This window comes from Kitasatospora sp. NBC_00240 (assembly GCF_026342405.1).
Taxonomy (GTDB): domain Bacteria; phylum Actinomycetota; class Actinomycetes; order Streptomycetales; family Streptomycetaceae; genus Kitasatospora.
Window position 1 is genome coordinate 3,864,375 of sequence record NZ_JAPEMU010000001.1, and the last position, 23,339, is coordinate 3,887,713.

Here is a 23,339-nt window from a genome sequence, read left to right on the forward strand (position 1 = left end):
GCGCTCCCGGGGCCGGGGGTCCACGGCCGTACGGGGCTCCCCGGCCGGTGGCGTCCACGGCCGTACGGGGATCTCGCGCCGGTGGCGTCCACGGGCTTCCGGCCCCGCCGTACGACCCGTCGGCGGCCGCCGGCGGCCCGCTCCCGGACCCCCGGCCGCCCCGCGGGGCCATCCCGGCAGCGGGGCCCGCCGCCGCCTCGGCGTACGGCGAAGGGCCGGCCGCGGATCTCTCCACGACCGGCCCCGGGGGCGCGGGTCTCAGCTCTGCGGGCCGCCGCGCAGCGGAATCTCCCGGATGAAGAGCACCACCAGGAAGGCCAGCAGCGCGAACGGCGCCGCGACCAGGAACACCACACCGACGCCGTGCCCGAACGCGTCGGTCACCAGCGGGACGACCGGCGCGGGCAGCGCGTGCAGGTCCGGGATCTCGCCGCCGCCGGCCGCGCCGGCGTGCCCGGCCGGGACGCCGGCCGCGGCCAGGTTCTCGGTCAGGTAGTGCCCGACCCGGTTGGTCATCAGCGCGCCGAGGGCCGAGACCCCCATCGCACCGCCCATGGTGCGGAAGAAGGTGACCGCCGAGCTGGCGGCGCCGAGCTCCTCCCGCGGCACGGTGTTCTGCACCGCGAGGACGAGGTTCTGCATGGTGAGGCCGAGGCCGATGCCGGTCAGCACCATGTAGAGGGAGAGCGCGCCGTAGCCGGTGTCGTCCCGGACGGTGCCGAGCAGGCCGAAACCGACGGCCAGCAGGAACGTCCCGACGACCAGGTAGGCCTTCCACTTCCCGTACCGGGTGATCAGCTTGCCGGCGACGGTGGAGGAGACGGCCAGGCCGAGGATCATCGGCAGCGTCATCAGGCCGGCCGCGGTGGGGGACTTCTCGCGGGCGAGCTGGAAGTACTGGCTGAGGAAGGTCGTCGCGCCGTACATCCCGACGCCGACCAGCACGCTGGCGATCGCGGCCAGGGTGACGGTGCGGTGCCGGAAGAGCGAGAGCGGGATGATCGGCTCGGCGGCGCGGCCCTCGACCAGCACGGCGAGCGCGCCGAGCAGCAGGCCGCCGCCGACCATGGCCAGGGTCTGCCAGGAGAGCCAGGCGTAGTTCTTCCCGGCCAGCGTGATCCAGATCATCAGCAGGCTGACGGCGCCGGTGATGACGGTGGCACCGAGGTAGTCGATCTTCGCCTTGCGCCGGACCACCGGCAGCCTCAGGGTCCGCTGCAGGACGAGGATGGCGACCAGCGAGAACGGGATGCCGACGTAGAAGCACCAGCGCCAGCCGAGCCAGTCGGTGTCGACGATGACGCCGCCGATCAGCGGGCCGCCGATGGTGGCGAGGGCGAAGACGGCACCGAAGTAGCCGCTGTAGCGTCCTCGCTGGCGCGGCGGGACCATCGCGGCCAGGCAGATCTGGGCCAGCGCGGTGACGCCGCCGGCGCCTATCCCCTGCAGGATCCGGCAGGCGATCAGCTCGGCGGTGTTCTGGGAGAGCCCGGCGAGTGCCGAGGAGACGATGTAGATCACCAGGGCGATCTGGACCAGCAGCTTCTTGCTGACCAGGTCGGAGAGCTTGCCCCAGATCGGGGTGGAGGCCGTCAGCGAGAGCAGGGCGGCGGTGATCACCCAGGTGTAGGCGGACTCGCCGCCGTGCAGGTCGGTGAGGATCCGCGGCAGGGCGTTGGAGACGACCGTCGAGGAGAGCACCGCGACGAAGAGCCCGAGCAGCAGCCCGGAGAGGGCTTCGAGGACCTGGCGGTGGGTCATCGGGGCATCGTCGTCGGTGGCGGCTCCGGTCGGAACGGGGGTGGTGACGGTCATCGGGGTCCTTCGACTTTGACGCGAAATTCGTTGCCTTGAGCAACCATAGGATGAATGGTTGACTCGGGCAACTTTATTCAAGCCTAAGTAAAATCCTCGGCCGGCCATGGGCCGCACCGATGGTTCATCCCCACCTGAACCCTGAACCCTGAACCCTGAGCCCTGAACCGCGACGGGCCCGCCGCCCGCGACAGCGAAACCCGGCAACCCGCACGACTGCACGACTGCACGCAGCACAGTCGTGTGGCCCCGGCTCAGTCCTCCAGCGACTCGCCGGTCAGCTCGTTGAACCGCTCCAGCAGGTCGGCGAAGCGCAGCACGTCGTCCTGCGGCCAGGTCGCCAGCAGTTCGCGGAACCGTCCAGTCCGGGAGTTGCGGACCCGCAGATAGCGCTCCGCGCCGTCCTCGGTGAGCGAGACCAGCGACGCCCGGCGGTCCAGCGGGTCGGCCTCCCGGGCAACCAGGCCGATCTCCTCCAGCGCCTTGATCTGCCGGCTGACGGTGGCCTTGCCGACCGAGAAGTGCGCGCCGATGTCGGTCAGCCGCACCCGGCCGGCCTGCTCGACGAAGCCGAGCATGCTGTACGCCATGCCCTCCAGCTCCGGGTGCACCTGGCGGGACAGCTCCGCCACCTTGGCCCGGCCCCGCCGGAACAGCAGCGCAATCTCCCGCTCCACCGACAGCAGAGCCTGCTCGTCACTCACCGGGCCAGTATCCCGCAGGCATCGGCGCGGGATTGGCGGGCAGGCAAGTAGCTGATGGTACGAAGTATCCGATTGGTACCTAAAAGTGAGGAGATGTCGATGGCCGCCTCCGGGCAGGGGTTCGTCGCGGAGTTCAAGGACGCGGTGACCCCTCGCGCAGCACTGCTGGTGATCGCCGTCCTCCTGCTCCAGCTGGGCTTCATCGTGTCGTACGTCGGTGCCCTGCATCACCCGAGCCCGCATCAGCTCTCGATCTCGGTGGTCGCCCCGCCCGAGGTGCAGCCGAAGCTGGTCGCCGCGCTGGAGGCGGTGCCGGACGACGCGGTGAAGGCGGGGACGGTGGCCGACCCGGCCGAGGCGACCGCCCTGATCAAGGATCAGAAGATCTACGCTGCCCTGGTCTTCGACCCGGCGGGCACCCAGGACACCCTGCTGGTCGCCGACGCCCGCGGCCCGGCCGCCGCGCGGGCCGCCGAGGAGATCGCCACCGGCATCGCGAAGGGCCAGGGCCGTACGGTCGTCGTCCAGGACGTGGTGCCGCTCGCGCCGGGGGACGCCGAGGGCCTCTCCTCCTTCTACCTGGTGATCGGTTGGTGCGTCGGCGGTTACCTGGTCGCCTCGATCCTCGGCATCAGCGCCGGCTCCCGGCCGGCCAGCACCGGACGCGCGGTGATCCGGCTGGGCACCCTGGCGCTCTACTCGGTCGCCGCCGGCATCGGCGGCGCGCTGATCGTCGGCCCGGTGCTGGACGCGCTGCCCGGTTCCACCTGGGGGCTGCTGGGCCTCGGCAGCCTGGTGGTGTTCGCGGTCGGCGCGTTCACCATGGCCCTGCAGTGCCTGTTCGGCATCGTCGGCATCGGGCTGGCGGTGCTGGTCTTCGTGGTGCTCGGCAACCCGAGTGCGGGCGGGGTCTTCCCTCCGCCGCTGATGCCGGCCTTCTGGCGGGCGATCGGCGCCTGGATCCCGAACGGCGCGGGCACCGACGTGGCCCGCTCGATCGCCTACTTCGACGCGACCGGGATCGTCGTACCGCTGATGGTGCTGGTGGCCTGGGCGGTGGTGGGCGTGGCCGTCACGCTGCTCGCGGTGTCCTTCCGGCCGGGGCGCGAGGAGCAGCGGACGCCCGGCCAGGAGCAGGAACCGGCCCCGGTTTGAGCGGCCCCGGCCACCCCGGCCGGCGCCGGACCGGACGGCCCGTCGGATCCGTCCGGCGGGTCAGCCGGCCCGTCCGGTCCCGGCTTTCAGGTCAAGCGGTCCGTCCGTCCGGGGAGCCGGCCCTTCCGGTCCGGCCCGGCCGCTCAGACGGAGTCGCTCCCCCGGCCGGCGAAGCGTCCCGGGTCGGCGACGATCGCCCGGACGACGCCGACGGCCGCGCCCAGCAGCGGGCCCCGGCGGCCGAGTGCGGAGACCGTCAGCCAGTCGTCCGACCACGGTCGGACGGTCACCCGGGCGGCCAGCTCGGCCCGCATCGCGGGGAGCAGCCAGGGCGCCAGCTCGGTGTAACCGCCGCCGAGCACCAGCTCCGCCGGGTCCAGCAGGTTCACCGCGCCGGTGGCCGCGATGCCGAGCGCCGCGCCGGCCCCGGCCAGCGCGGCCCGCACGGTCTCGTCCCCGGCCGCCGCCCGACCGGCGAGCAGCGCGACCCAGTCGCCCCGGACGTCCTCCAGGCCGGCCGCCCGCAGCACCGCCGCCTCGCCCGCGTACTGCTCCAGGCAGCCGCGGGCGCCGCAGGCGCACGGCGGTCCGTCCGGGCGCACGGGTACGTGGCCCAGCTCGCCGGCGAAGCCGCGCGCCCCGCGCAGCAGCCGACCGCCGACCAGGATCGCGGAGCCGATGCCGGCCTCGGCGGACAGGTGGACGAAGTCGCCGGGCCGCCCGCCGAGCCAGAGTTCCGCCAGCCCGCCCAGGTTGGCCTCGTTGTCGACCTCGATCGGCAGGGCGGAGAGCTCGCCCGCGCCGGCCGCGCGCAGGGCGAGGCGCAGTTCGGCGGCGGCCGGCAGGCCGACCCAGCCGAGGTTCGCGGCCCGCTCGACCATCCCCTCGGCCGCGCCGACGAGCCCGGGGACGGCGAGGGCGAGCCCGGCGGGCCGCAGCCCGGAATCCTCGGCCGCGCGGTGGAGGAGTCCGGCGAGGTCGGCGAAGACGGCGGCGGGCGGGCGGCCCTGGTTGCGGATCTCCATCCGGTGCCAGCTGCGGACCTCCCCGCGCAGGTCGACCACGCAGGCGGCCAGGTGCTGGACGCCGATCTCGGCGCCGAGGCCGCCGGGTCCGTCCGGGGCCAGGCCCAGCGCGGTGCCCGGCCGGCCGACCTTGCCGCTGGGCATGGCGGGGCCGGCCTCGGTGAGCAGCCCGGCGGTGAGCAGTTCCTCGGCCAGGGAGGAGACCGCGGCCCGGGTCAGCCCGGTGGCCGCGGCGACCTCGGCCCGGGAGCGCGGGCCCTGGGCGATCTGTCCGAGGACGAGGGCCAGGTTGGCCCGGCGCATGCCCTGCTGGCTGGCCGGCCCGGCCTGTCTGGGGTCCGTCTCACGCATCGCTCTCGCCCCTCTCAGGCCTGCGGGACCCGCGCGGGCCGCTCCTGCGGGGCCGCCGCGGGGTCGGCCAGGTGCACGAAGACCCAGCGCTGCATCGCCCAGTAGCGGAACACCATGGCCAGCAGGGTGCCGACGACCATGCCGCTGAGGAAGTCGGCGGCCTCCTGGGTGAAGGAGCTGACGTCCGGCTCACGCAGGTCGAGCAGGTAGCGGGAGACGATCAGCGGCACGTCGTTGACCAGCACCGCCACCGCGCTGACGACGAAGAACAGGACGGCCTCGCGCTGCTTGCCGTTCGCCCGGAAGGACCACTGCCGGTTCAGCACGTAGGAGACGACGGTGGCGACGACGGTCGCGACGGTGAGCGCCACGACCGGCTTGTGCTGGAGCACGGTGAGCTTCAGCGAGAGGTTCACCACCATGGTCAGGACGAAGCAGGTGCTTCCGACCAGCAGGAACTTCACCAGCTTGCGGTGCTTCACCAGAAGCGGGCGGATCCGGGCCGGGACTCGGGCCAGGGCGCGCTGGGTGGGGGACGGCATCCTCGCAGTCTCCCACGGTGCCCGGCCCGAGCCGGCATCCGAGCACCCGGTCCGGCTCACGGCCGGGACCGGGCGCCCCCGGTCCGCTCCTGCCCGCCCGGGCCCGGTCCGACGGTCACTCCCCCGTTCCGATGTTCACTCCCCCGTGATCCGGAGCACCCCGGTGGTGGTGCCCTGGTAGACCACCCCGCCGGGCGCGATGGAACCGACCATCTGCAGGGTGTCGAAGACGAATCCGGCGCCGGTGTACTTGGTGCGCACCACCGCGCCGGTCGCCGGGTCGACCTCGGCGTAGTAGTAGGGGTCCACCACCGAGGTCGCGTCGGTGCCGGGGATCACGGGGTTGCGCAGCACGGTGTGGATCAGCCCGTCGGCGGTGGACAGCCGGGGGACGGCGGCGGAGCGCACCTTGGTGTCCCAGACCAGGTCGCAGCCCGAGCCGTCGGCCCGGACGTCGACCCGGCTGAGCCCGCCGCGGAAGGCGCCGTCGGAGGGCACGCTCGGGCCGGCGTCCTCCGGCAGCTTGGGGTACGGGTAGCCGTAGGTGCTGGCGACGAACACGGCGTTGCCCACCGCGACCGGGGAGTTCTCGCTGCCGCTGCCGCCGGCCCTGAGCACCGGCACCGAGCAGACCGGTGCGCCGGTGTCGGCCCGGTGGACCAGCAGGTTCACGGTCGGTGCGGCGTTGTCCACGACGGTGACGTACTCGGTGCCGGTACGCGGCCCGAAGAAGGTCGGGGTGGAGCCGGTGCCCCAGCTGAGCTGGCCGGGCTTGCGGCCCGGGCCCCGGTCGTACGGGCGGCGCCAGGCGACCGCGGGGGCGCCGTCGGCGTCCGCGGTGAGCAGGTAGGTGGCGTGGGTGGTGGCGACGGCGGTGCCGGCCGGGGCGGTGGAGATGCTGTTGGCGATCCGCTCGCCGGCGGGGAGGGCCAGGGCGTGGACCGCGCCGGTGCGGTCGTCGGCGGTGCCGACCACGCCGCCGCCGGTGGCGAACCAGACCCGGCCCTGCCAGTCCGGCGAGATCCCGGTGACGGCGTCCCCGGCCGGTACCGCCCCGGCCAGCGGGAGCCTGCTGTCGACGTACAGCTCCCACCGGCCGGCCCGGTCGCGCCGGTGGCCGATCCGCAGCAGGTCGCGGTTGCCGTCGACGGCGACCAGGCGGTCCAGGTTGTCCAGGTAGGCGTAGACGCCGCCGAGCAGGGAGCCCTTGGCGAGCGGCAGCTCGGCGAGCGATCCGCCGTCGGCCGGGTCGAGCAGGTGGACGGTCGGGGTGAGCCCGAAGATGGTGGTGCAGAGCGCGACCGGGTAGCCGTCCGAGCCGACCAGGATCGTCGGGCAGGCGGACTGCAGGGCGATCCGGTCCGAGGAGAGCGGCCCGGCCGCGGGCCCGGGCAGCGGGGTGGCGTCGGAGGATCCGGTGTCCCCGTGCATGGTGGCGGTGCCGGGCGGACCGGCCCAGGGGTTGGCGGGCGACAGCGGCCCGAACCGGCCGTCGGTGGCCGGGGCGACGGTGGGTGCGGCGCCGGCCGGACCGGCGGGGAGCAGGGCCAGCAGGGTGGCGGCGGAGAGTACGGCGGCGCGTGCGGGCAGCGCGAGGCGCATGGGTGTCCCGTCCTGGGTCGTGGTGGGCCCCTCCGGAGAGGGTGGACAGCGGTGCACGCCGCCCGGACGCTCACCGGAACCTGGGGAGCCTCGGACAGGGAAGGACCCGGACACGGCCGGGCGGGGTCACCGCGCTGGTCAGGCTGCGCGGCGACAGATCGCGGAACACGCGTGGGCCAGGTCGACGTCGAGTCGACGGCTCAGGTGGGCGTGGCGATCCATGGATCCCATGCTGGAGTACTGACGAGACGTCTCACAAGGGCGTCCCACTACGCGGACGCGCCCGACGGGACGTCATGTCCCGCCGGGCGCACCCCGACCCGCCCGCCGGCTACGCGGCGACCAGCACCTCGGCCGGCTCCAGGGCCAGCGCCAGCACCTCCCGGACGTCCGCCACCGGGTGGACGGTCAGCCGCTCCAGCACCTCGGCCGGGACGTCGTCGAGGTCCGGCTCGTTGCGCTTGGGAATGATCACCATGGTGACCCCGGCCCGGTCGGCGGCGAGCAGCTTCTGCTTCACCCCGCCGATCGGCAGCACCCGCCCGGTGAGCGAGACCTCACCGGTCATCGCCACGTCGTTGCGGACCTTGCGGCCGGAGAGCAGCGAGGCCAGCGCCGTCGTCATGGTGATGCCCGCACTCGGCCCGTCCTTGGGCACGGCCCCGGCCGGTACGTGCAGGTGCACGCCGCGGTCCCGCAGCGAGGTGACCGGCAGCTCCAGCTCGGCGCCGCGCGAACGCAGGTAGGAGAGCGCGATGTGCGCCGACTCCTTCATCACGTCGCCCAGCTGCCCGGTGAGGGTCAGACCGGTGCCGCCGGTCTCGGCGTCGGCGAGCGAGGCCTCGATGTAGAGGACGTCGCCGCCCGCGCCGGTGACCGCGAGCCCGGTCGCCACCCCGGGAACGGCGGTACGCCGCTCGGCCGGCTCCTGGGCCGCCTCCGGGGTGTGGTGCGGGCGCCCGATCAGGGCCCGCAGGTCGCCGCTGCCGATCGCGACCGGCAGCTCGCGCTCGCCGAGCTCGCTCTGCGCGGCCACCTTCCGCAGCACCCGGGCGATCGCGCGCTCCAGGTTCCGTACGCCGGCCTCCCGGGTGTACTCCCCGGCGAGCAGCCGCAGCGCCTCCTCGGCGACCGAGACCTCCTCGCCGGTGAGGCCGGCCTTCTCCAGCTGGCGCGGGAGCAGGTGGTCCCGGGCGATGACGACCTTCTCGTCCTCGGTGTAGCCGTCCAGGCGCACCAGCTCCATCCGGTCGAGCAGCGGCTCGGGGATGGCCTCCAGCACGTTGGCGGTGGCCAGGAAGACCACGTCGGAGAGGTCGAGCTCGACCTCCAGGTAGTGGTCGCGGAAGGTGTGGTTCTGCGCCGGGTCGAGGACTTCGAGCAGGGCGGCGGCCGGGTCGCCCCGGTAGTCGGAGCCGACCTTGTCGATCTCGTCGAGCAGGACGACCGGGTTCATCGAGCCGGCCTCCTTGATCGCCCGGACGATCCGGCCGGGCAGCGCGCCCACGTAGGTGCGCCGGTGGCCGCGGATCTCGGCCTCGTCCCGGACTCCGCCGAGCGCCACCCGGACGAAGTCGCGGCCCATCGCGCGGGCCACCGACTCGCCGAGCGAGGTCTTACCGACCCCGGGCGGGCCGACCAGGGCCAGCACCGCTCCGCCGCGCCGGCCCCCGATCTGCCCCAGGCCCTGGTCGGCCCGGCGCTTGCGGACGGCCAGGTACTCGACGATGCGGTCCTTCACGTCGGCGAGGCCGGCGTGGTCGGCGTCCAGCACCGCCCGGGCGCCGGCGATGTCGTAGGCGTCCTCGGAGCGCTCGTTCCAGGGCAGCTCCAGGACGGTGTCCAGCCAGGTGCGGATCCAGCTGCCCTCGGGGGACTGGTCGGAGGAGCGCTCCAGCTTGTCCACCTCCTTGAGGGCCGCCTCGCGGACCTTCTCGGGCAGGTCGGCGGCCTCGACCCGGGCGCGGTAGTCGCCCTCCTCGTCCGCCGGGTCGCCGTTCAGCTCGGCCAGCTCCTTGCGGACCGCCTCCAGCTGGCGCCGGAGCAGGAACTCCTTCTGCTGCTTGGCGACGCCCTCCTCGACGTCCTTGCGGATGGTGTCGTTGACCTCCTCCTCCGCGAGGTGCTCGCGCAGCAGGGTGAGCGCGTACTCCAGACGGGCCACCTGGTCGGCCTCCAGCAGCACCTTGAGCTTCTGTTCGGCGGTGGCGAACGGCGCGTAGCCGATGTTGTCGGCCAGCTCGCCGACGCCCTCGATCTGCGCCACCCGGTCGACGATCTGCCAGGCGCCGCGCTTGCGCAGCCACTGGGTGGAGACGGCCTTGTACTCCTTGGCCAGCTCGGCGGCCCGGCCGGTGAGCGGGGTCGGCACGGCGGATTCGCGGAACGGGGTGGTCTCCACCCAGAGCGCGGCGCCGGGGCCGGTGGTGCCGACGCCGATCCTGATCCGGCGCACGGCCCGGACCAGGGCCGCCGGGTCGCCGTCGGCGAGCCGGCCGACCTGCTCGACGGTGGCGAGGGTGCCGGCGGCCGCGTACGAGCCGTCCACCCGCGGGACCAGCAGGACCTGGGGCTTCTGGGTGCCGACGGCCGCCGACCTGGCGGCCTCGACGGCGGCGCGCACCTCGGTGTCCGACAGGTCCAGCGGGACGACCATGCCCGGCAGCACGACGTCGTCGTCGAGCGGCAGGACGGGCAGGGTGAGCGGTGTGGACGTCGATGCCATGATCTCTCCCCAGTCAGTGAAGTTGAGCTGACCTGACTAAGGTTTGGCGTGCGCCAGTTGTTCCCCGCCTTTTGTTCGCCAGCAGCGAAAGGGGAAAGCGCCCCGGTCGGAGGGCCTGTCAAACGGCCCCGCGACCGTCGGGGCCGGGCACGGGGACGGTCAGGGCGGGGCGGAAGGACCGACCGGAACGGTGGGAGCCGGAGCCGAGCGGCGCGCGGCGACGTCGGTCCACGCCCGGTCGAGCACGGCCCGTCCGCGGGCGGTGTCCGCGCGCGGCCGCTCCCCGGCCGGGCGCGAGCCGCGGGCCCGACGGGGCGGGCGGGTCCGGCGCCGCAGGCGGTACCCGAGGAGCACGCCCAGAAGCAGCGCGGCGGGGTGGCCCACCCCGGTGACGAGGTCCTGATCGGTGGCGACCTGGTCGGCGACCAGCAGCCCCGCCCCGACCAGCACCAGCAGTCGCCCGGGCCGCGGGAGCAGGGCCGCGACCGCCCCCAGGCTGGCCAGCACCCCGTAACTGACGCCGATGTCGAGGGTGTCCAGCGCGTCGGGGCCCAGTCGCCCGGTGCGGACGGCGGTCGCCACCACGCCCTGCGACAGCAGGGTCGCCAGTACGTGCCCGGCGGCGAACACCCCGGCCGCCCGGGCCGGGCCGACCCGGCGCTCCAGCGGGGCCACGGTGAAGGCGAAGGCCCACAGGTACGGCATCCAGACCGGGCCGGCCACCCAGAGCCCGCTGAGCAGCAGCGCCCGCAGCGGGTGGCGCAGCAGGTTGTGGCCGTCCGTGCTTGACAGCTCCTGGAGGTGGCGGACCAGCTCCGGATCGGCCAGCCGGGAAAAGACCGTGGTGGTGGCCAGGGCGGCGAGAAAGGCCAGCGTGAAGGGGGTGCGCCGGGGCGTGGGGATCCGCCGGAGCACCCAGGCCGCCAGGCCCGCGCGCAGCCCGAGCCGCAGTCCGCCGTAGGGCGGTCCGAGAGCGAGGGGCTCCCGTCGTGCGCCTGCCAACGCACCTCCCTTCCGGGCCGGCCGGCATCCCTGCCACACTTGTCGTGCTCACGTTACGTCGAGGATCTGAGTGTTCGCTGGGAACAGGATGTGAAGATCGAACGCGCACCGTGCGACAGCTGCCCGAGATGGTCCGGACCAACCCTCTGTTTACGCACGAGTAGCGGTGCCTCGGAGGGAGTCTGTCATCACCTTGGGTGCATACGCACCGTTACGGGGGAAATTCTGGGCGGGTAAGGTATCGGCCCGTGCCAACTCCGGACCGGGTCGGAACCAGGTCCGCGGGTAGGCCCGCGGACCAAAAAGTGCCTGGTCCATCTGCCGGGAACCGCCCGCTGTCCGTACTCTGCGGTGTGCGGAAAGGGTGAGCGGTCCACACCTGCGAACCTGTCCGTACCTGCGGGGACGGCGGACCCGGCACAGTCCACGACGGAACAAGACTACGAGCGGAGCCCGCCGTCCTACCGACGGCCGGCCCGCAGCCCTGGGGGCGGTGGCGTGACCGTGACAGAAATTCAGCAGGACAACAACACCAGCAACGCGGTGAGCAGCCAGCGCAGAGTGCTGGTGGTTGAGGACGAGCCGACGATCGCCGAGTCGATCGCGGCCCGGCTGGGCGCGGAGGGCTTCAAGGTCGCCGTGGCCCACGACGGCCCGGGCGCCGTCGACGGCTTCCACACCTGGCAGCCGGACCTCGTCGTGCTCGACATCATGCTGCCCGGCTTCGACGGCCTGGAGGTGTGCCGCCGGATCCAGGCACAGCGCCCGGTCCCGGTGCTGATGCTGACCGCCCGCGACGACGAGACCGACCTGCTGGTCGGCCTCGGGGTCGGCGCGGACGACTACATGACCAAGCCGTTCTCGATGCGCGAGCTGGCGGCCCGGGTCAACGTGCTGCTGCGCCGCGTGGAGCGCGCCCAGCAGGCGGCCAGGACACCGACGCTCGGCAGCCTGCGCTTCGGCGAGCTGGAGATCGACCACGTCCAGCGCCGGGTCCGGCTGGCCTCGGGCGACGTCCACCTGACGCCGACCGAGTTCGACCTGCTCGCCTGCCTGGCGGCCCAGCCGCGCGCGGTGCTCACCCGCGAACAGCTGCTCGCCGAGGTCTGGGACTGGACGGACGCCTCCGGGACCCGCACCGTCGACAGCCACGTGAAGGCCCTGCGCCGCAAGATCGGCGCGAGCTGGATCCGCACCGTCCACGGCGTGGGGTACGCGCTGGAGGCACCGGCCGCCTGACGGCCGGACGAACAACCAGCGGCTGGGCCTCCGGGGGGCCCACGCCGTGCACGGACACGGGGGGCTCGCGGGGATCAGTCAGGGGACTCATGACCTTTCCACAGCAACGCAACGGGGACACCGACACCACCCGGCCGCCGACACTGGCCGCCCGGGCGGCGCGCCGCGTCTGGGCCGACATCCGCCCGCTGGACCCGGTGCGCTCGATCAAGGGCAAGCTCGCGCTGCTCGTGATCGTCTCGGTCTTCCTGGCCAGCGGCATGGTCGTGGTCGCGATCCGGTCCGAGACCCAGATCCGGATCATCATGATCTTCTCGATGATCGCCTCCCTGCTCTTCATGCAGTTCCTCGCGCACGGGCTGACCGCCCCGCTGCGCGACATGACACTCGCCGCCCGCGAGATGGCCGGCGGCGACTACAGCCGCCGGGTCGAGGTGTCCTCCCGCGACGAGATCGGCGAGCTGGCCGCGACCTTCAACCAGATGGCCGCCGACCTGGAGGCCTCCGACCGCCACCGCCGCGAGCTGGTCGCCAACGTCTCGCACGAGCTGCGCACGCCGATCGCCGCGCTGCGCGCCGTCCTGGAGAACGTGGTCGACGGCGTGGTGCAGCCCAACCCGGCCACCCTGGGTGCGGCCCTGGAGCAGACCGAACGCCTCGGCCGACTGGTCACCCACCTGCTGGACCTTTCCAAGCTGGACGGCGGCGTGGTGCCGCTGGACGCCCGCCCGTTCGAGGTGCGGACCTTCCTGGACGGCGTGCTGCGCGGGGTCACCGTGGACGGTGCGACGGCCGGCGGGGCGTTCTCCCGCCGCGGCGACGTCCGGCTGGCGCTGGAGGTGCAGCCGTCCGGGCTGACCGGCGTGGCCGACCCTGAGCGGCTCCACCAGGTGGTCGCCAACCTGGTCGACAACGCCTGCAAGCACTCCCCGCCCGGCGGCACCGTGACGGTCCGGGCCCGGCCGTCGACGGACCCGGGCGGCCTGCTCCTGGAGGTCGAGGACGAAGGGCCCGGCATCCCGCTGCAGGACCGCGGCCGGGTCTTCGAGCGGTTCAGCCGCAGCGGCGCCGCCACCGCGCAGGGGCCGGGCAGCGACGGCGGCACCGGGCTGGGCCTGGCGATCGCGCGCTGGGCCGTGGACCTGCACGGCGGACAGATCGAGGTGGCGGAGGCCGCCCGCGGCTGCCGGATCGAGGTCCGCCTGCCCGGGCAGCGCTAGCGCGCGCCCGACCGGGCCGGCCGGCTCCCGCACGGGAGCGAGCGGGACAACTGTCACACAATCGGGACCGAGCCTCCGGGCTCGTACGGCTGTCCGCCATGCGGACAGCCGTACGACCTGGGTTTGTCCGGTTTTACTGGGGTAAGACCACTGATCGGAACCGATCGCTTCCCCTGACCATGGAACTTCTAACGCACTTTTTCGGCCAAATTGCAGGTCATGACTGTGATCTGGGTGACGCCTGGGCTGTTGGGACTACGCGATCACTGGTCAGGGGCGTAGCCTTAATCCCCGCTGTCCAACCATCCCAAAAGGAAGCGGAAGAGGGCGGTTGCCGCCGTGTCGCCACAGTCCCCTGAAACCCCCAACAGCTCGGCCCCACGCACTACGACGGAGCCCTCGGGCTTCGGCCCCAATGAGTGGCTCGTCGACGAGATCTACCAGCAGTACCTCCAGGATCCCAACTCGGTCGACCGAGCCTGGTGGGACTTTTTCGCCGACTACAAGCCCGGTACCGAGGTGACTCCAGTGACCCAGGCCGCGACCCAGGTCGGCCCCACGCCGACCCCCGTTGCCGCCCCTGCCCCTGCTGCCGTTCCGGCGGCGCCCGCGCCCGCTGCCCCGGCCGCTCCGGCGCCCGTGCAGCAGGCTCCCGCGCCGCTGGCCGCAGCACCGGCCGCTCCGCCGGCCCCCAAGGCCGCCGCCCCGGCCGCGGCCCCGGCCGCCACCACGGGCCCCGAGCTGGTCCCGCTGCGCGGCCCGGCGAAGGCCGTCGCCACGAACATGGACGCCTCGCTGGAGGTGCCGACCGCGACCTCCGTGCGCGCCGTGCCCGCCAAGCTGCTGATCGACAACCGCATTGTCATCAACAACCACCTGCAGCGCGCCCGCGGCGGCAAGGTCTCCTTCACGCACCTGATCGGTTACGCCCTGGTGCAGGCCGTCAAGGCCAGCCCGGGCATGAACCACAGCTACCAGGTCAAGGACGGCAAGCCGTTCCTGGTGAAGCCCGACCACGTGAACCTGGGCCTGGCGATCGACCTGGTGAAGCCCAACGGCGACCGCCAGCTCGTGGTCGCGGCCATCAAGAAGGCCGAGACCCTCGACTTCTTCGGCTTCTGGCAGGCCTACGAGGACATCGTCCGCCGGGCTCGCGCCAACAAGCTCACGATGGACGACTTCACCGGTGTCACGGTCTCGCTGACCAACCCGGGCGGCATCGGCACCGTGCACTCCGTGCCGCGCCTGATGCAGAACCAGGGCACCATCGTCGGCGTCGGCGCGATGGAGTACCCGGCCGAGTTCCAGGGCTCGTCCCCGGACACCCTGGCCAAGCTGGGCATCTCCAAGATCATGACGCTCACCTCGACCTACGACCACCGGGTCATCCAGGGCGCGGCGTCCGGCGAGTTCCTGCGCACCATCCACCAGCTCCTGCTGGGTGAGCACGGCTTCTACGACGAGATCTTCGAGTCGCTGCGGATCCCGTACGAGCCGGTCCGCTGGGCGACCGACGTCGCCGCCACCCACGACGACGAGGTCAACAAGACCGCGCGCGTCATGGAGCTGATCCACTCCTACCGGGTCCGCGGTCACCTGATGGCCGACACCGACCCGCTGGAGTACAAGCAGCGCAAGCACCCCGACCTGGATGTCGTGGAGCACGGGCTGACCCTGTGGGACCTGGAGCGCGAGTTCGCCGTCGGCGGCTTCGGCGGCCAGAAGATGATGAAGCTCCGCGACATCCTCGGCCTGCTGCGCGCCTCGTACTGCCGCACCGTCGGCATCGAGTACATGCACATCCAGGACCCGAAGCAGCGCAAGTGGCTGCAGCAGCGCCTGGAGAAGCCGTACACCAAGCCGGAGCGCGAGGAGCAGCTGCGCATCCTGCGCCGGCTGAACTCGGCCGAGGCCTTCGAGACCTTCCTGCAGACGAAGTACGTCGGCCAGAAGCGCTTCTCGCTGGAGGGCGGCGAGTCGCTCATCCCGCTGCTGGACGCCACCATCGACGCCGCCGCCGAGCACCGCCTCGACGAGGCCGTGATCGGCATGGCCCACCGCGGCCGCCTCAACGTGCTGGCCAACATCGTCGGCAAGCCGTACGGCAAGATCTTCGGCGAGTTCGAGGGCAACCTCGACCCGAAGTCGATGCACGGCTCCGGCGACGTCAAGTACCACCTGGGCTCCGAGGGCACCTTCACCGGCCTGGACGGGGAGACCATCAAGGTCTCGCTGGCCGCGAACCCCTCCCACCTGGAGACGGTCGACCCGGTCGTCGAGGGCATCGCCCGCGCCAAGCAGGACGTCCTCGACCTGGCCGGCACGTCCTTCCCGGTGCTGCCGATCCAGATCCACGGCGACGCGGCCTTCGCGGGCCAGGGCGTGGTCGCGGAGACGCTGAACATGTCGCAGCTGCGCGGCTACCGCACCGGCGGCACCGTGCACGTCGTGGTGAACAACCAGGTCGGCTTCACCGCCGCCCCGGCGTCCTCGCGCTCCTCGATGTACTGCACCGACGTGGCCCGGATGATCGAGGCCCCGATCTTCCATGTGAACGGTGACGACCCGGAGGCCGTGGTCCGCGTCGCGCGCCTCGCCTTCGAGTTCCGTCAGGAGTTCCACAAGGACGTCGTGATCGACCTCATCTGCTACCGCCGCCGCGGTCACAACGAGGCCGACAACCCGTCGTTCACCCAGCCGCTGATGTACGACCTGATCGACGCCAAGCGCTCGGTGCGCAAGCTCTACACCGAGGGCCTGATCGGCCGGGGCGACATCACCATGGAAGAGGCGGAGCAGGCGCTCCAGGACTTCCAGGGCCAGCTGGAGAAGGTCTTCTCCGAGGTCCGCGACGCCGCGCAGACGCCGGTCTCGGCGGCCGGCGGCAAGCCGCAGGCCGACTTCCCGGTCAACATCCAGACCGGCATCTCCCAGGAGATGGTCAAGCGGATCGCCGCCTCGCAGGTCAACCTGCCGGACTGGCTGACCGTCCACCCGCGCCTGCTGCCCCAGCTGCAGCGGCGCGCGGCCTCGGTCGAGGACAACACCATCGACTGGGCCATGGGCGAGACCCTCGCCATCGGCTCGCTGCTGATGGAGGGCCACCCCGTCCGACTGGCCGGCCAGGACAGCCGCCGCGGCACCTTCGGTCAGCGCCACGCGGTGCTGATCGACCGGGTCACCGGCGAGGACTACACCCCGCTGCTGTACCTGACCGAGGACCAGGCCCGCTACACCGTCTACGACAGCCTGCTGTCGGAGTACGCGGCGATGGGCTTCGAGTACGGCTACTCGCTGACCAGGCCGAACGCGCTGGTCATGTGGGAGGCGCAGTTCGGTGACTTCGTCAACGGCGCGCAGACCATCGTGGACGAGTACATCGCCTCCGCCGAGCAGAAGTGGGGCCAGCACTCCGGCGTCACCCTGCTGCTGCCGCACGGCTACGAGGGCCAGGGCCCGGACCACTCGTCCGCCCGCCCGGAGCGCTTCCTCGCGCTGTGCGCGCAGAACAACATGACGGTCGCGATGCCGACCCTGCCGTCGAACTACTTCCACCTGCTGCGCTGGCAGGCGCACAACCCGCACCACAAGCCGCTGATCGTCTTCACCCCGAAGTCGATGCTGCGTCTGAAGGCCGCGGCGAGTGCCACCGAGGAGTTCACCTCCGGCTCGTTCCGCCCGGTCATCGGTGACACCACCGTCGACCCGGCCAACGTCCGCAAGGTGGTCATCACGGCGGGCAAGTTCTACTACGACGTGGCGGCGGCCCGCACCGAGCGCGGGGTCACCGACACCGCGATCGTCCGGGTCGAGCGGCTCTACCCGCTGCCGGTGGCCGAGCTCCAGGAGGAGCTGGGCCGGTACGGCGAGGACGTCCAGTTCATCTGGGCGCAGGAGGAGCCGGCCAACCAGGGTGCCTGGCCGTTCATCGCGATGAACCTGGTCGACCACCTGCAGGTCGTCGTCGGCCGCAGCGCGGGCGGCGCCCGCCTGCGCCGCGTGGCGCGCACCGCCTCGTCCGCCCCGGCGGTCGGCTCGGCCAAGCGGCACGGCGCCGAGCAGCAGGCGCTGCTGGAGGAGATCTTCACCCTCTGACGTCCGTCGGCCGAAGGCCCGGCACTCGCACTCCCGTGCGGGCGCCGGGCCTTCGGCGTTCCCCGACATCTCGTCAAAGTCGCAGCTGTGCAACCAAATGGCCGACGGCTTGGGGTGCGGCCTGACGGGTCGATAGGTTATGGCGGTCACACCGCCGCCCGCGTGCCCGTCACACGCCAGGAGGCGGCCGAAAGCTCAACGCTCGTACCAGGGGGACACCCGTATGACCGCCGACACTCCCCGGGACTCCGTCGTCCCGCCGCTCCCACCGATCTTCCAGCCGCTGCTGCCCGAGGACCCGCGCGAGGTCGGCGGCTACCGCCTGTTCGCGCGGCTGGGGGCGGGCGGGATGGGCCGGGTCTACCTGTCCTACACACCGGGCGGCCGGCCGGTCGCGCTGAAGGTGGTCCGCCCGGAGTTCGCCGAGGACGTGGAGTTCCGGCGCCGCTTCGCGCAGGAGGTCACCAACGCCCAGCGCATCCACGGGCTGTACACCGCCCAGGTGATCGACTCCGGGGTGGACGCCGACGCCCCGTGGCTGGTCACCGCGTACGTGCCGGGCCCGTCGCTGCAGCAGGTGATCCGCGAGCACGGCGCGCTGCCGGTGCGGACCGTCCTGCTGCTGATGGGCGGCATCGCGGAGGCGCTGCAGGCGATCCACAGCGTCGAGGTGGTGCACCGCGACCTCAAGCCCGCCAACGTGCTGGTGGCCGGCGACGGTCCGCGGGTGATCGACTTCGGCATCGCCCGGGCCGCCGACGCCACCGCGCTGACCGGCACCGGGTTCCGGATCGGCTCCCCCGCCTTCATGGCGCCCGAGCAGGCCCAGGGCCGGGCGGTCACCCCCGCCACCGACGTCTTCGCGCTCGGCGCGCTGGCCGCGTACGTCGCGGGCGGCATCCCACCGTTCGGCGAGGGCCCGGAGACGGCGGTGCTGTACCGGGTGGTGCACGAGCCGCCGGAGCTGGACGGTGTCCCCGCCGACCTGCGCGAGCTGCTGCTGCGCTGCCTGGCCAAGAACCCCGAGGACCGCCCCAGGCCGGCCGAGATCATCGAGATCGCCCGCAACCACCCGACGGTCGGCGGCCAGCTGCGCTTCGCCGACGACTGGCTGCCCAAGCAGATCAACACCGAGATCACCCGCCGCTCGGACCTGCCGAAGACCCCGCCGACCCCGCTGCCGGTGCCCCCGGCCACCGCCCCCGTCCTCGGACCGCCGGCCACCGCGCCGTCCTTCCCCCCGCCGCCGCCGGCGACCGCGCCGGGCTTCGGGCCGCCCCCGGCCATGGCGCCCCAGCCGCACCCCCACCAGCAGCCGCAGCCCCCGCAGGCGGGCTTCGTGCCGCCGCCGCTCGGCTCGTACGGCGTCCCGCAGCCGGCCAACGAGGCGCCGACCGGGCCGGTGCTGTCCTCGCCGCCCACCATGCAGCTGCACCAGCAGCCCTCGTTCGACACCCCGCCGCCCGGCCCGGTCGTCACGGACGGCACGCCGGCCGCGCCGGAGCCCCGTCGCAAGGGCGTCTCGTGGAAGGTCCTGCTCACCGTCGCCCTGGTGATGGCCGTCGGCGGAACCGCCGGCGGCGTGGTGCTTGTGAAGAAGCTCGACGACAACAAGGCCAAGGGCGCCGTCGCGGGCGGTGCCACCAACTCGCCGGCCGCCGACCCGAGCAGCCCCCAGGCCGCCCCCACCCAGTCCGTCTCGCTGGCCCCGGTGGCCGGCGACAGCCCCTCGCCGTCGAAGAGCGCCTCGGCCGCCTCGTCCAAGTCGCCGTCCGCCACCGCGAGCACACCCCGCGGGGCGGCCGTCTACACCGCGGTCTACCAGGACCGCGAGCTGGGCACCCCCGACTACAGCTACGGCTACGACCTGGCCGAGGGCAAGGTGGTGAACTCCTCCGCCAACCCGTCCTGGGAGCTGCAGACCGGCTCCAGCGAGTTCCAGTGGAACGGCGCCGACGCCTTCGTCTCGCTGGACGCGCAGCTGAGCCCGGAGCAGTGCTCGGCGGCCATCGACCGGCAGCCGACCGGCGCGCTGCGCTACGACGCGCTGCCGCCCGGCCGGATCTTCTGCATGCGCCACCGCGCCAGCGGCAGCATCGTGGTCGCCAAGGTGCTGACCCAGGGCAACCACACCGGCGCGACCAAGCTCTCGATCACCTACTTCCGCAACGACGGCTGACCGGTGGGACCGGGCCGGCGGCAGGCCGGCCCGGTCTATCCTGACCTGGTCGAAAATCCCACCGGACCGGAGCGCACCGTGTACTTCACCGACCGTGGCATCGAGGAGCTGGCGAGCCGGCGTGGCGACGAGGAGGTCACCTTCGAGTGGCTGGCCGAGCGCCTGCGCGAGTTCGTCGACCTCAACCCCGACTTCGAGATCCCGGTCGAGCGGCTGGCCACCTGGCTGGCCCGGCTCGACGACGAGGACGACGAGTAGGCGCCACAGCACGCGCAGGTGCCACCGTCCCGGCCACGACCGGGACGAAGGGCCCGGGAGGCGATCGCCTCCCGGGCCCTTCGCATGCCGCCGGACACTCGGACAGCGCGCGGGTCGGGTCCTTCCCGGGGCCTCCCCGATCGGTTCCCGGGCCCGTCCCGGACGTCTCCCTGACGCCGTCCCTGACCCCACCCTGGCTTCCCCGAGGCGTGCTTGACTTCCCCCGCACGCGATATATCGTGTTCAACAAGGGAACGCGATACATCGCGAATCGTAACGGGAGGCGGCACACCATGAGCCAGTGGACGGTCAGCGAACCTGACAGGATCACCATCGACGAGCCGGTCGGCACCCTGCACGTGCGGATCATCGACGGGGCCGTGAACGTCGTCGCCGCCGAGGGCCCCGCCCGGCTGGAGGTCACCGAGCTGGAGGGCGAGCCGCTGCACGTCACCCTGGAGAACGGGGTGCTCACGGTGACCTACAAGAACCTCAACTGGGGCGAGCTCGGCGAGGCCGTGAAGTCCGTCCAGTCCGTCAAGGAGCTCTTCAGCTCGCTGCGCAAGAAGCGCCGGGCCGTGGTCTCGCTGGCCGTCCCGGCCGGCTCCGAGGTGAAGATCGGCACCGTCTCCGCGGACAGCACCGTCTCCGGCGTGTCCGGCCACGTCGCCGTGCACGGCGCCAGCGGCGCCACCACCCTGGTCGGCCTCTCCGGCCGCACCGAGGCCAACTCCGTCTCGGGGGACGTCGATGCCCAGTCCGTCTCCGGCGAGCTCAAGGTGAAGACCGTCTCCGGCGGGATCACCGTGGTGGCCGGCACCGCCGACCGGCTCTCCGCCAACTCCGTCAGCGGCGCCGTCACCCTCGACCTGGACGTGGAGACCCCGTCCGACATCAAGGTCAACACGGTCAGCGGCGCGGTCGGCGTACGGCTGCCCTCGCTCGCCGACGCGAAGGTCGAGGCCGGCACCAACAGCGGCGACGTGTCCAGCACCTTCGAGCAGCTCAAGGTCAACGGCACCTGGGGGGCCAAGAAGCTCTCCGGCCAGCTCGGCGACGGCAAGGGCAGCCTGCAGGTGACCACCGTCTCCGGCGCCGTCACGGTGCTGCACCGCCCCGACACCGAGGACGAGGGCCCGGTCGTCGTCAAGGAGCTGCCGGCGGGCCCCGACCTCACCAAGGAGGCCTGACATGACCCCCGTCTTCGGCCACGGCCGCCTGCGCCTCTACCTGCTCAAGCTGCTGGACGAGGCTCCCCGGCACGGCTACGAGGTGATCCGCCTGCTGGAGGAGCGCTTCGAGGGCCTGTACGCGCCCTCCGCCGGCACGGTGTACCCCCGGCTCGCCAAGCTGGAGCAGGAGGGCCTGGTCACCCACAGCACCGAGGGCGGCCGCAAGGTCTACCGGCTGACCGAGGCCGGCCAGGCCGAGCTGGCGTCCCGCCAGGGCGAGATCGCCGAGCTGGAGGTCGAGATCCGGGACTCGGTGGCCCAGCTGGCCGGCGCGATCCGCGAGGACGTCCGGGACAGCGCCAAGGACCTGCGCGAGGAGCTGTGGGGCGCGGCCAAGCAGGCCCCCCGGGCCGAGCCGCCGACCGGCGGGGACCCTTGGGCCGGGCCGTGGGGCGACAAGGAGAGCTGGCAGCGGGCCAAGGAGGAGTTCGCGCAGTTCAAGGCGCAGGCCAAGGACCAGGCCAAGCGCGCCAAGGAGCAGGAGAAGGCGGCCAAGGCCAAGGCGAAGGCCGCCGAGGAGGAGGCCCGCCGGCTGCGCGAGCAGTCCCGGGCCGCCCGCACCGCGGCCCAGCAGGAGGCGCTGCGGATCAAGCGCCGGGTCGAGCAGCAGGTCCGCGAGCACGCCGCCCGCGGGGACTGGCCGACCGGCCTGGCCGAGGGCCTGGCGGAGCTGACGAAGGGTCTGGCCGGCCTGGCGGACGCCGCCAAGTGGGGCCACCCGACGAACGACGCCCCGGCGGGCGGTCCGGCGGCGGCCGAGGGGATCCGGGTGACCCGGATCGATCTCGACAAGGAGGACGCCGACGGCGACACCGCGACGACTCCGGTCGACCTCCCCGGCTGGACGGTGACCGACCCCGCCGGCGATCCGGCGCGCGAGCTGGAGCGGCTGCTCGACCGGTTCCGCGACCAGGTCAGGGACGCCGCCCGGGACAGCGGGGTGACGGCGGCCCAGCTGGAGGGCTCGCGCGGCGCGCTGGCGGCGGCCGCCGATCGGCTGCGCCGGCTGCTGGGCTGACCGTCCGCGGCACCGGGCCCGGCACTCCCCTCGGGGTGCCGGGCCCGGCCGGCTTCCGCCGCGTCACGTCGTCACGGCCCCACGGCGTCGGCGCCTCAACGCCTCACAGCGTCAGCGCCTCAGCCGCTCAACGCCTCAGCACCTCACGGCGTCAGAACGATCTTGCCGAAGACGTCGCCCTTGGCGAGCCGGGCGAAGCCGTCCCGGGCATCGGCCAGCGGCAGCACCGAGTCGATCACCGGCCGGACACCGGAGTTGGCGCAGAGCGCCAGCAGCCCGGCCAGCTCCTCCTTGGTCCCCATGGTGGAGCCGACCACCTTGAGCTCCAGGAAGAAGATCCGGTTGAGCTCGGTGGCCTTGGGGTTGGCCCCCGAGGTGGCCCCCGAGATGACGATCGTCCCGCCCGGGCGCAGCGACTTGACGGAGTGCGACCAGGTGGCGGCGCCGACCGTCTCCATCACCGCGTCCACCCGCTCGGGCAGCCGGGCGCCGCTCTCGAACGCCGCGTCGGCGCCCAGCTCGACCGCCCGGGCGCGCTTGGCCTCGTCCCGGCCGGTGACCCAGACCCGCAGGCCGGCGGCCTTGCCGAGCACCACCAGGGCGGTCGAGACACCGCCGCCGGCACCCTGCACCAGCACGGTGTCGCCGGGGCGCACGCCCGCGTTGGTGAAGAGCATCCGGTACGCCGTCAGCCAGGCGGTGGGCAGGCAGGCCGCCTCGGCGAAGGAGAGCTCGGCGGGCTTGGGCAGCAGGTTCCAGGTGGGTACGGCCACCTTCTGCGCGAAGGTCCCCTGGTAGCGCTCGGTCAGGATGGAGCGCGGTTCGGCCGGCCCGACCCCGTGGCCGCTCTGGCCGATCACGGAGTGGATGACCACCTCGTTGCCGTCCTCGTCGACACCGGCGGCGTCGCAGCCGAGGATCATCGGCAGCCGCTCGGCGGGCAGTCCGACCCCGCGCAGCGACCACAGGTCGTGGTGGTTGAGGGTGGCGGCACGGACCGTCACCACGCTCCAGCCGGGCCGGGCCTGCGGCTCGGGGAGTTCGCCGACCTCCAGTCCGCTCAGCGGGTCGTCGGCATCGATACGTGCGGCGTAGGCAGCGAACATGCCACGGACGATAGCGCCGGACGGCCGAGGCCCGGAACCACGCGACGGTGTGACCTCCACCGCGTGTCCCG

General features: G+C 73.0%; 16 protein-coding genes. 8 read left to right on the plus strand and 8 right to left on the minus strand.

The features are described from left to right. Positions 1-258 precede the first annotated feature (258 nt). Positions 259-1,815, minus strand: a complete 1,557-nt coding sequence (locus tag OG689_RS16280; RefSeq protein ID WP_266321130.1) for an MDR family MFS transporter — start codon at positions 1,813-1,815, stop codon at positions 259-261. Positions 1,816-2,069: 254 nt separating this feature from the next. Next, a complete protein-coding gene (locus OG689_RS16285; protein WP_266321131.1) occupies positions 2,070-2,519 on the minus strand; it encodes a MarR family transcriptional regulator in 450 nt (149 codons plus the stop codon). A gap of 99 nt (positions 2,520-2,618) precedes the next feature. Between OG689_RS16285 and OG689_RS16290 the strand changes: the two genes are divergently transcribed. Continuing rightward, positions 2,619-3,674 (plus strand): DUF3533 domain-containing protein, encoded by a 1,056-nt coding sequence (locus OG689_RS16290; RefSeq protein WP_323189297.1) that lies wholly within the window; start codon positions 2,619-2,621, stop codon positions 3,672-3,674. Between the two features lie 143 nt (positions 3,675-3,817). Here OG689_RS16290 and OG689_RS16295 read toward each other — a convergent pair whose 3' ends face one another. The 5 genes from OG689_RS16295 to OG689_RS16315 form a co-directional block, all read right to left on the minus strand. After that, positions 3,818-5,050 (minus strand): ROK family protein, encoded by a 1,233-nt coding sequence (locus OG689_RS16295; RefSeq protein ID WP_266321135.1) that lies wholly within the window; start codon positions 5,048-5,050, stop codon positions 3,818-3,820. A gap of 14 nt (positions 5,051-5,064) precedes the next feature. After that, positions 5,065-5,592 carry a GtrA family protein gene (locus OG689_RS16300; protein WP_266321136.1) on the minus strand — a complete coding sequence of 176 codons (528 nt, stop codon included), beginning with the start codon at positions 5,590-5,592 and terminating at the stop codon, positions 5,065-5,067. Between the two features lie 135 nt (positions 5,593-5,727). Further along, positions 5,728-7,194 (minus strand): hypothetical protein, encoded by a 1,467-nt coding sequence (locus OG689_RS16305; protein WP_266321138.1) that lies wholly within the window; start codon positions 7,192-7,194, stop codon positions 5,728-5,730. A gap of 331 nt (positions 7,195-7,525) precedes the next feature. Further along, the gene (gene lon, locus OG689_RS16310) at positions 7,526-9,919 is read right to left on the minus strand and encodes an endopeptidase La (RefSeq protein ID WP_266321139.1); all 2,394 of its coding nucleotides are present in this window, start codon (positions 9,917-9,919) and stop codon (positions 7,526-7,528) included. Positions 9,920-10,078: 159 nt separating this feature from the next. Continuing rightward, positions 10,079-10,921, minus strand: a complete 843-nt coding sequence (locus OG689_RS16315; protein ID WP_266321140.1) for a rhomboid-like protein — start codon at positions 10,919-10,921, stop codon at positions 10,079-10,081. Between the two features lie 504 nt (positions 10,922-11,425). On the opposite strand from OG689_RS16315, the gene OG689_RS16320 reads away from it, so the two are divergent. The 7 genes from OG689_RS16320 (at position 11,426) to OG689_RS16350 (ending at position 22,162) form a co-directional block, all read left to right on the plus strand. Next, complete coding sequence (locus OG689_RS16320; RefSeq protein WP_190209456.1) at positions 11,426-12,160, plus strand: response regulator transcription factor; 735 nt, start codon at positions 11,426-11,428, stop codon at positions 12,158-12,160. Positions 12,161-12,249: 89 nt separating this feature from the next. Beyond that, the gene (locus OG689_RS16325; protein ID WP_266321141.1) at positions 12,250-13,380 is read left to right on the plus strand and encodes a HAMP domain-containing sensor histidine kinase; all 1,131 of its coding nucleotides are present in this window, start codon (positions 12,250-12,252) and stop codon (positions 13,378-13,380) included. A 339-nt stretch (positions 13,381-13,719) separates the two neighbouring features. Beyond that, positions 13,720-17,475: a multifunctional oxoglutarate decarboxylase/oxoglutarate dehydrogenase thiamine pyrophosphate-binding subunit/dihydrolipoyllysine-residue succinyltransferase subunit gene (locus OG689_RS16330; protein ID WP_266321143.1), complete on the plus strand. Its 3,756-nt coding sequence runs from the start codon at positions 13,720-13,722 to the stop codon at positions 17,473-17,475. Positions 17,476-17,698: 223 nt separating this feature from the next. Further along, a complete protein-coding gene (locus OG689_RS16335) occupies positions 17,699-19,654 on the plus strand; it encodes a serine/threonine-protein kinase (RefSeq protein ID WP_266321145.1) in 1,956 nt (651 codons plus the stop codon). A 78-nt stretch (positions 19,655-19,732) separates the two neighbouring features. After that, entirely contained in the window at positions 19,733-19,912 is a 180-nt protein-coding gene (locus OG689_RS16340) for a DUF6104 family protein (RefSeq protein ID WP_073926358.1), read from the plus strand. 293 nt (positions 19,913-20,205) lie between these two features. Beyond that, complete coding sequence (locus tag OG689_RS16345; RefSeq protein ID WP_266321148.1) at positions 20,206-21,102, plus strand: DUF4097 family beta strand repeat-containing protein; 897 nt, start codon at positions 20,206-20,208, stop codon at positions 21,100-21,102. A 1-nt stretch (position 21,103) separates the two neighbouring features. Then, on the plus strand, positions 21,104-22,162 hold the full coding sequence (locus OG689_RS16350) for a PadR family transcriptional regulator (protein ID WP_266321150.1): 1,059 nt from the start codon (positions 21,104-21,106) through the stop codon (positions 22,160-22,162). Between the two features lie 143 nt (positions 22,163-22,305). Here OG689_RS16350 and OG689_RS16355 read toward each other — a convergent pair whose 3' ends face one another. Then, positions 22,306-23,268 carry a zinc-binding dehydrogenase gene (locus OG689_RS16355; RefSeq protein WP_266321152.1) on the minus strand — a complete coding sequence of 321 codons (963 nt, stop codon included), beginning with the start codon at positions 23,266-23,268 and terminating at the stop codon, positions 22,306-22,308. Positions 23,269-23,339: the final 71 nt, after the last annotated feature.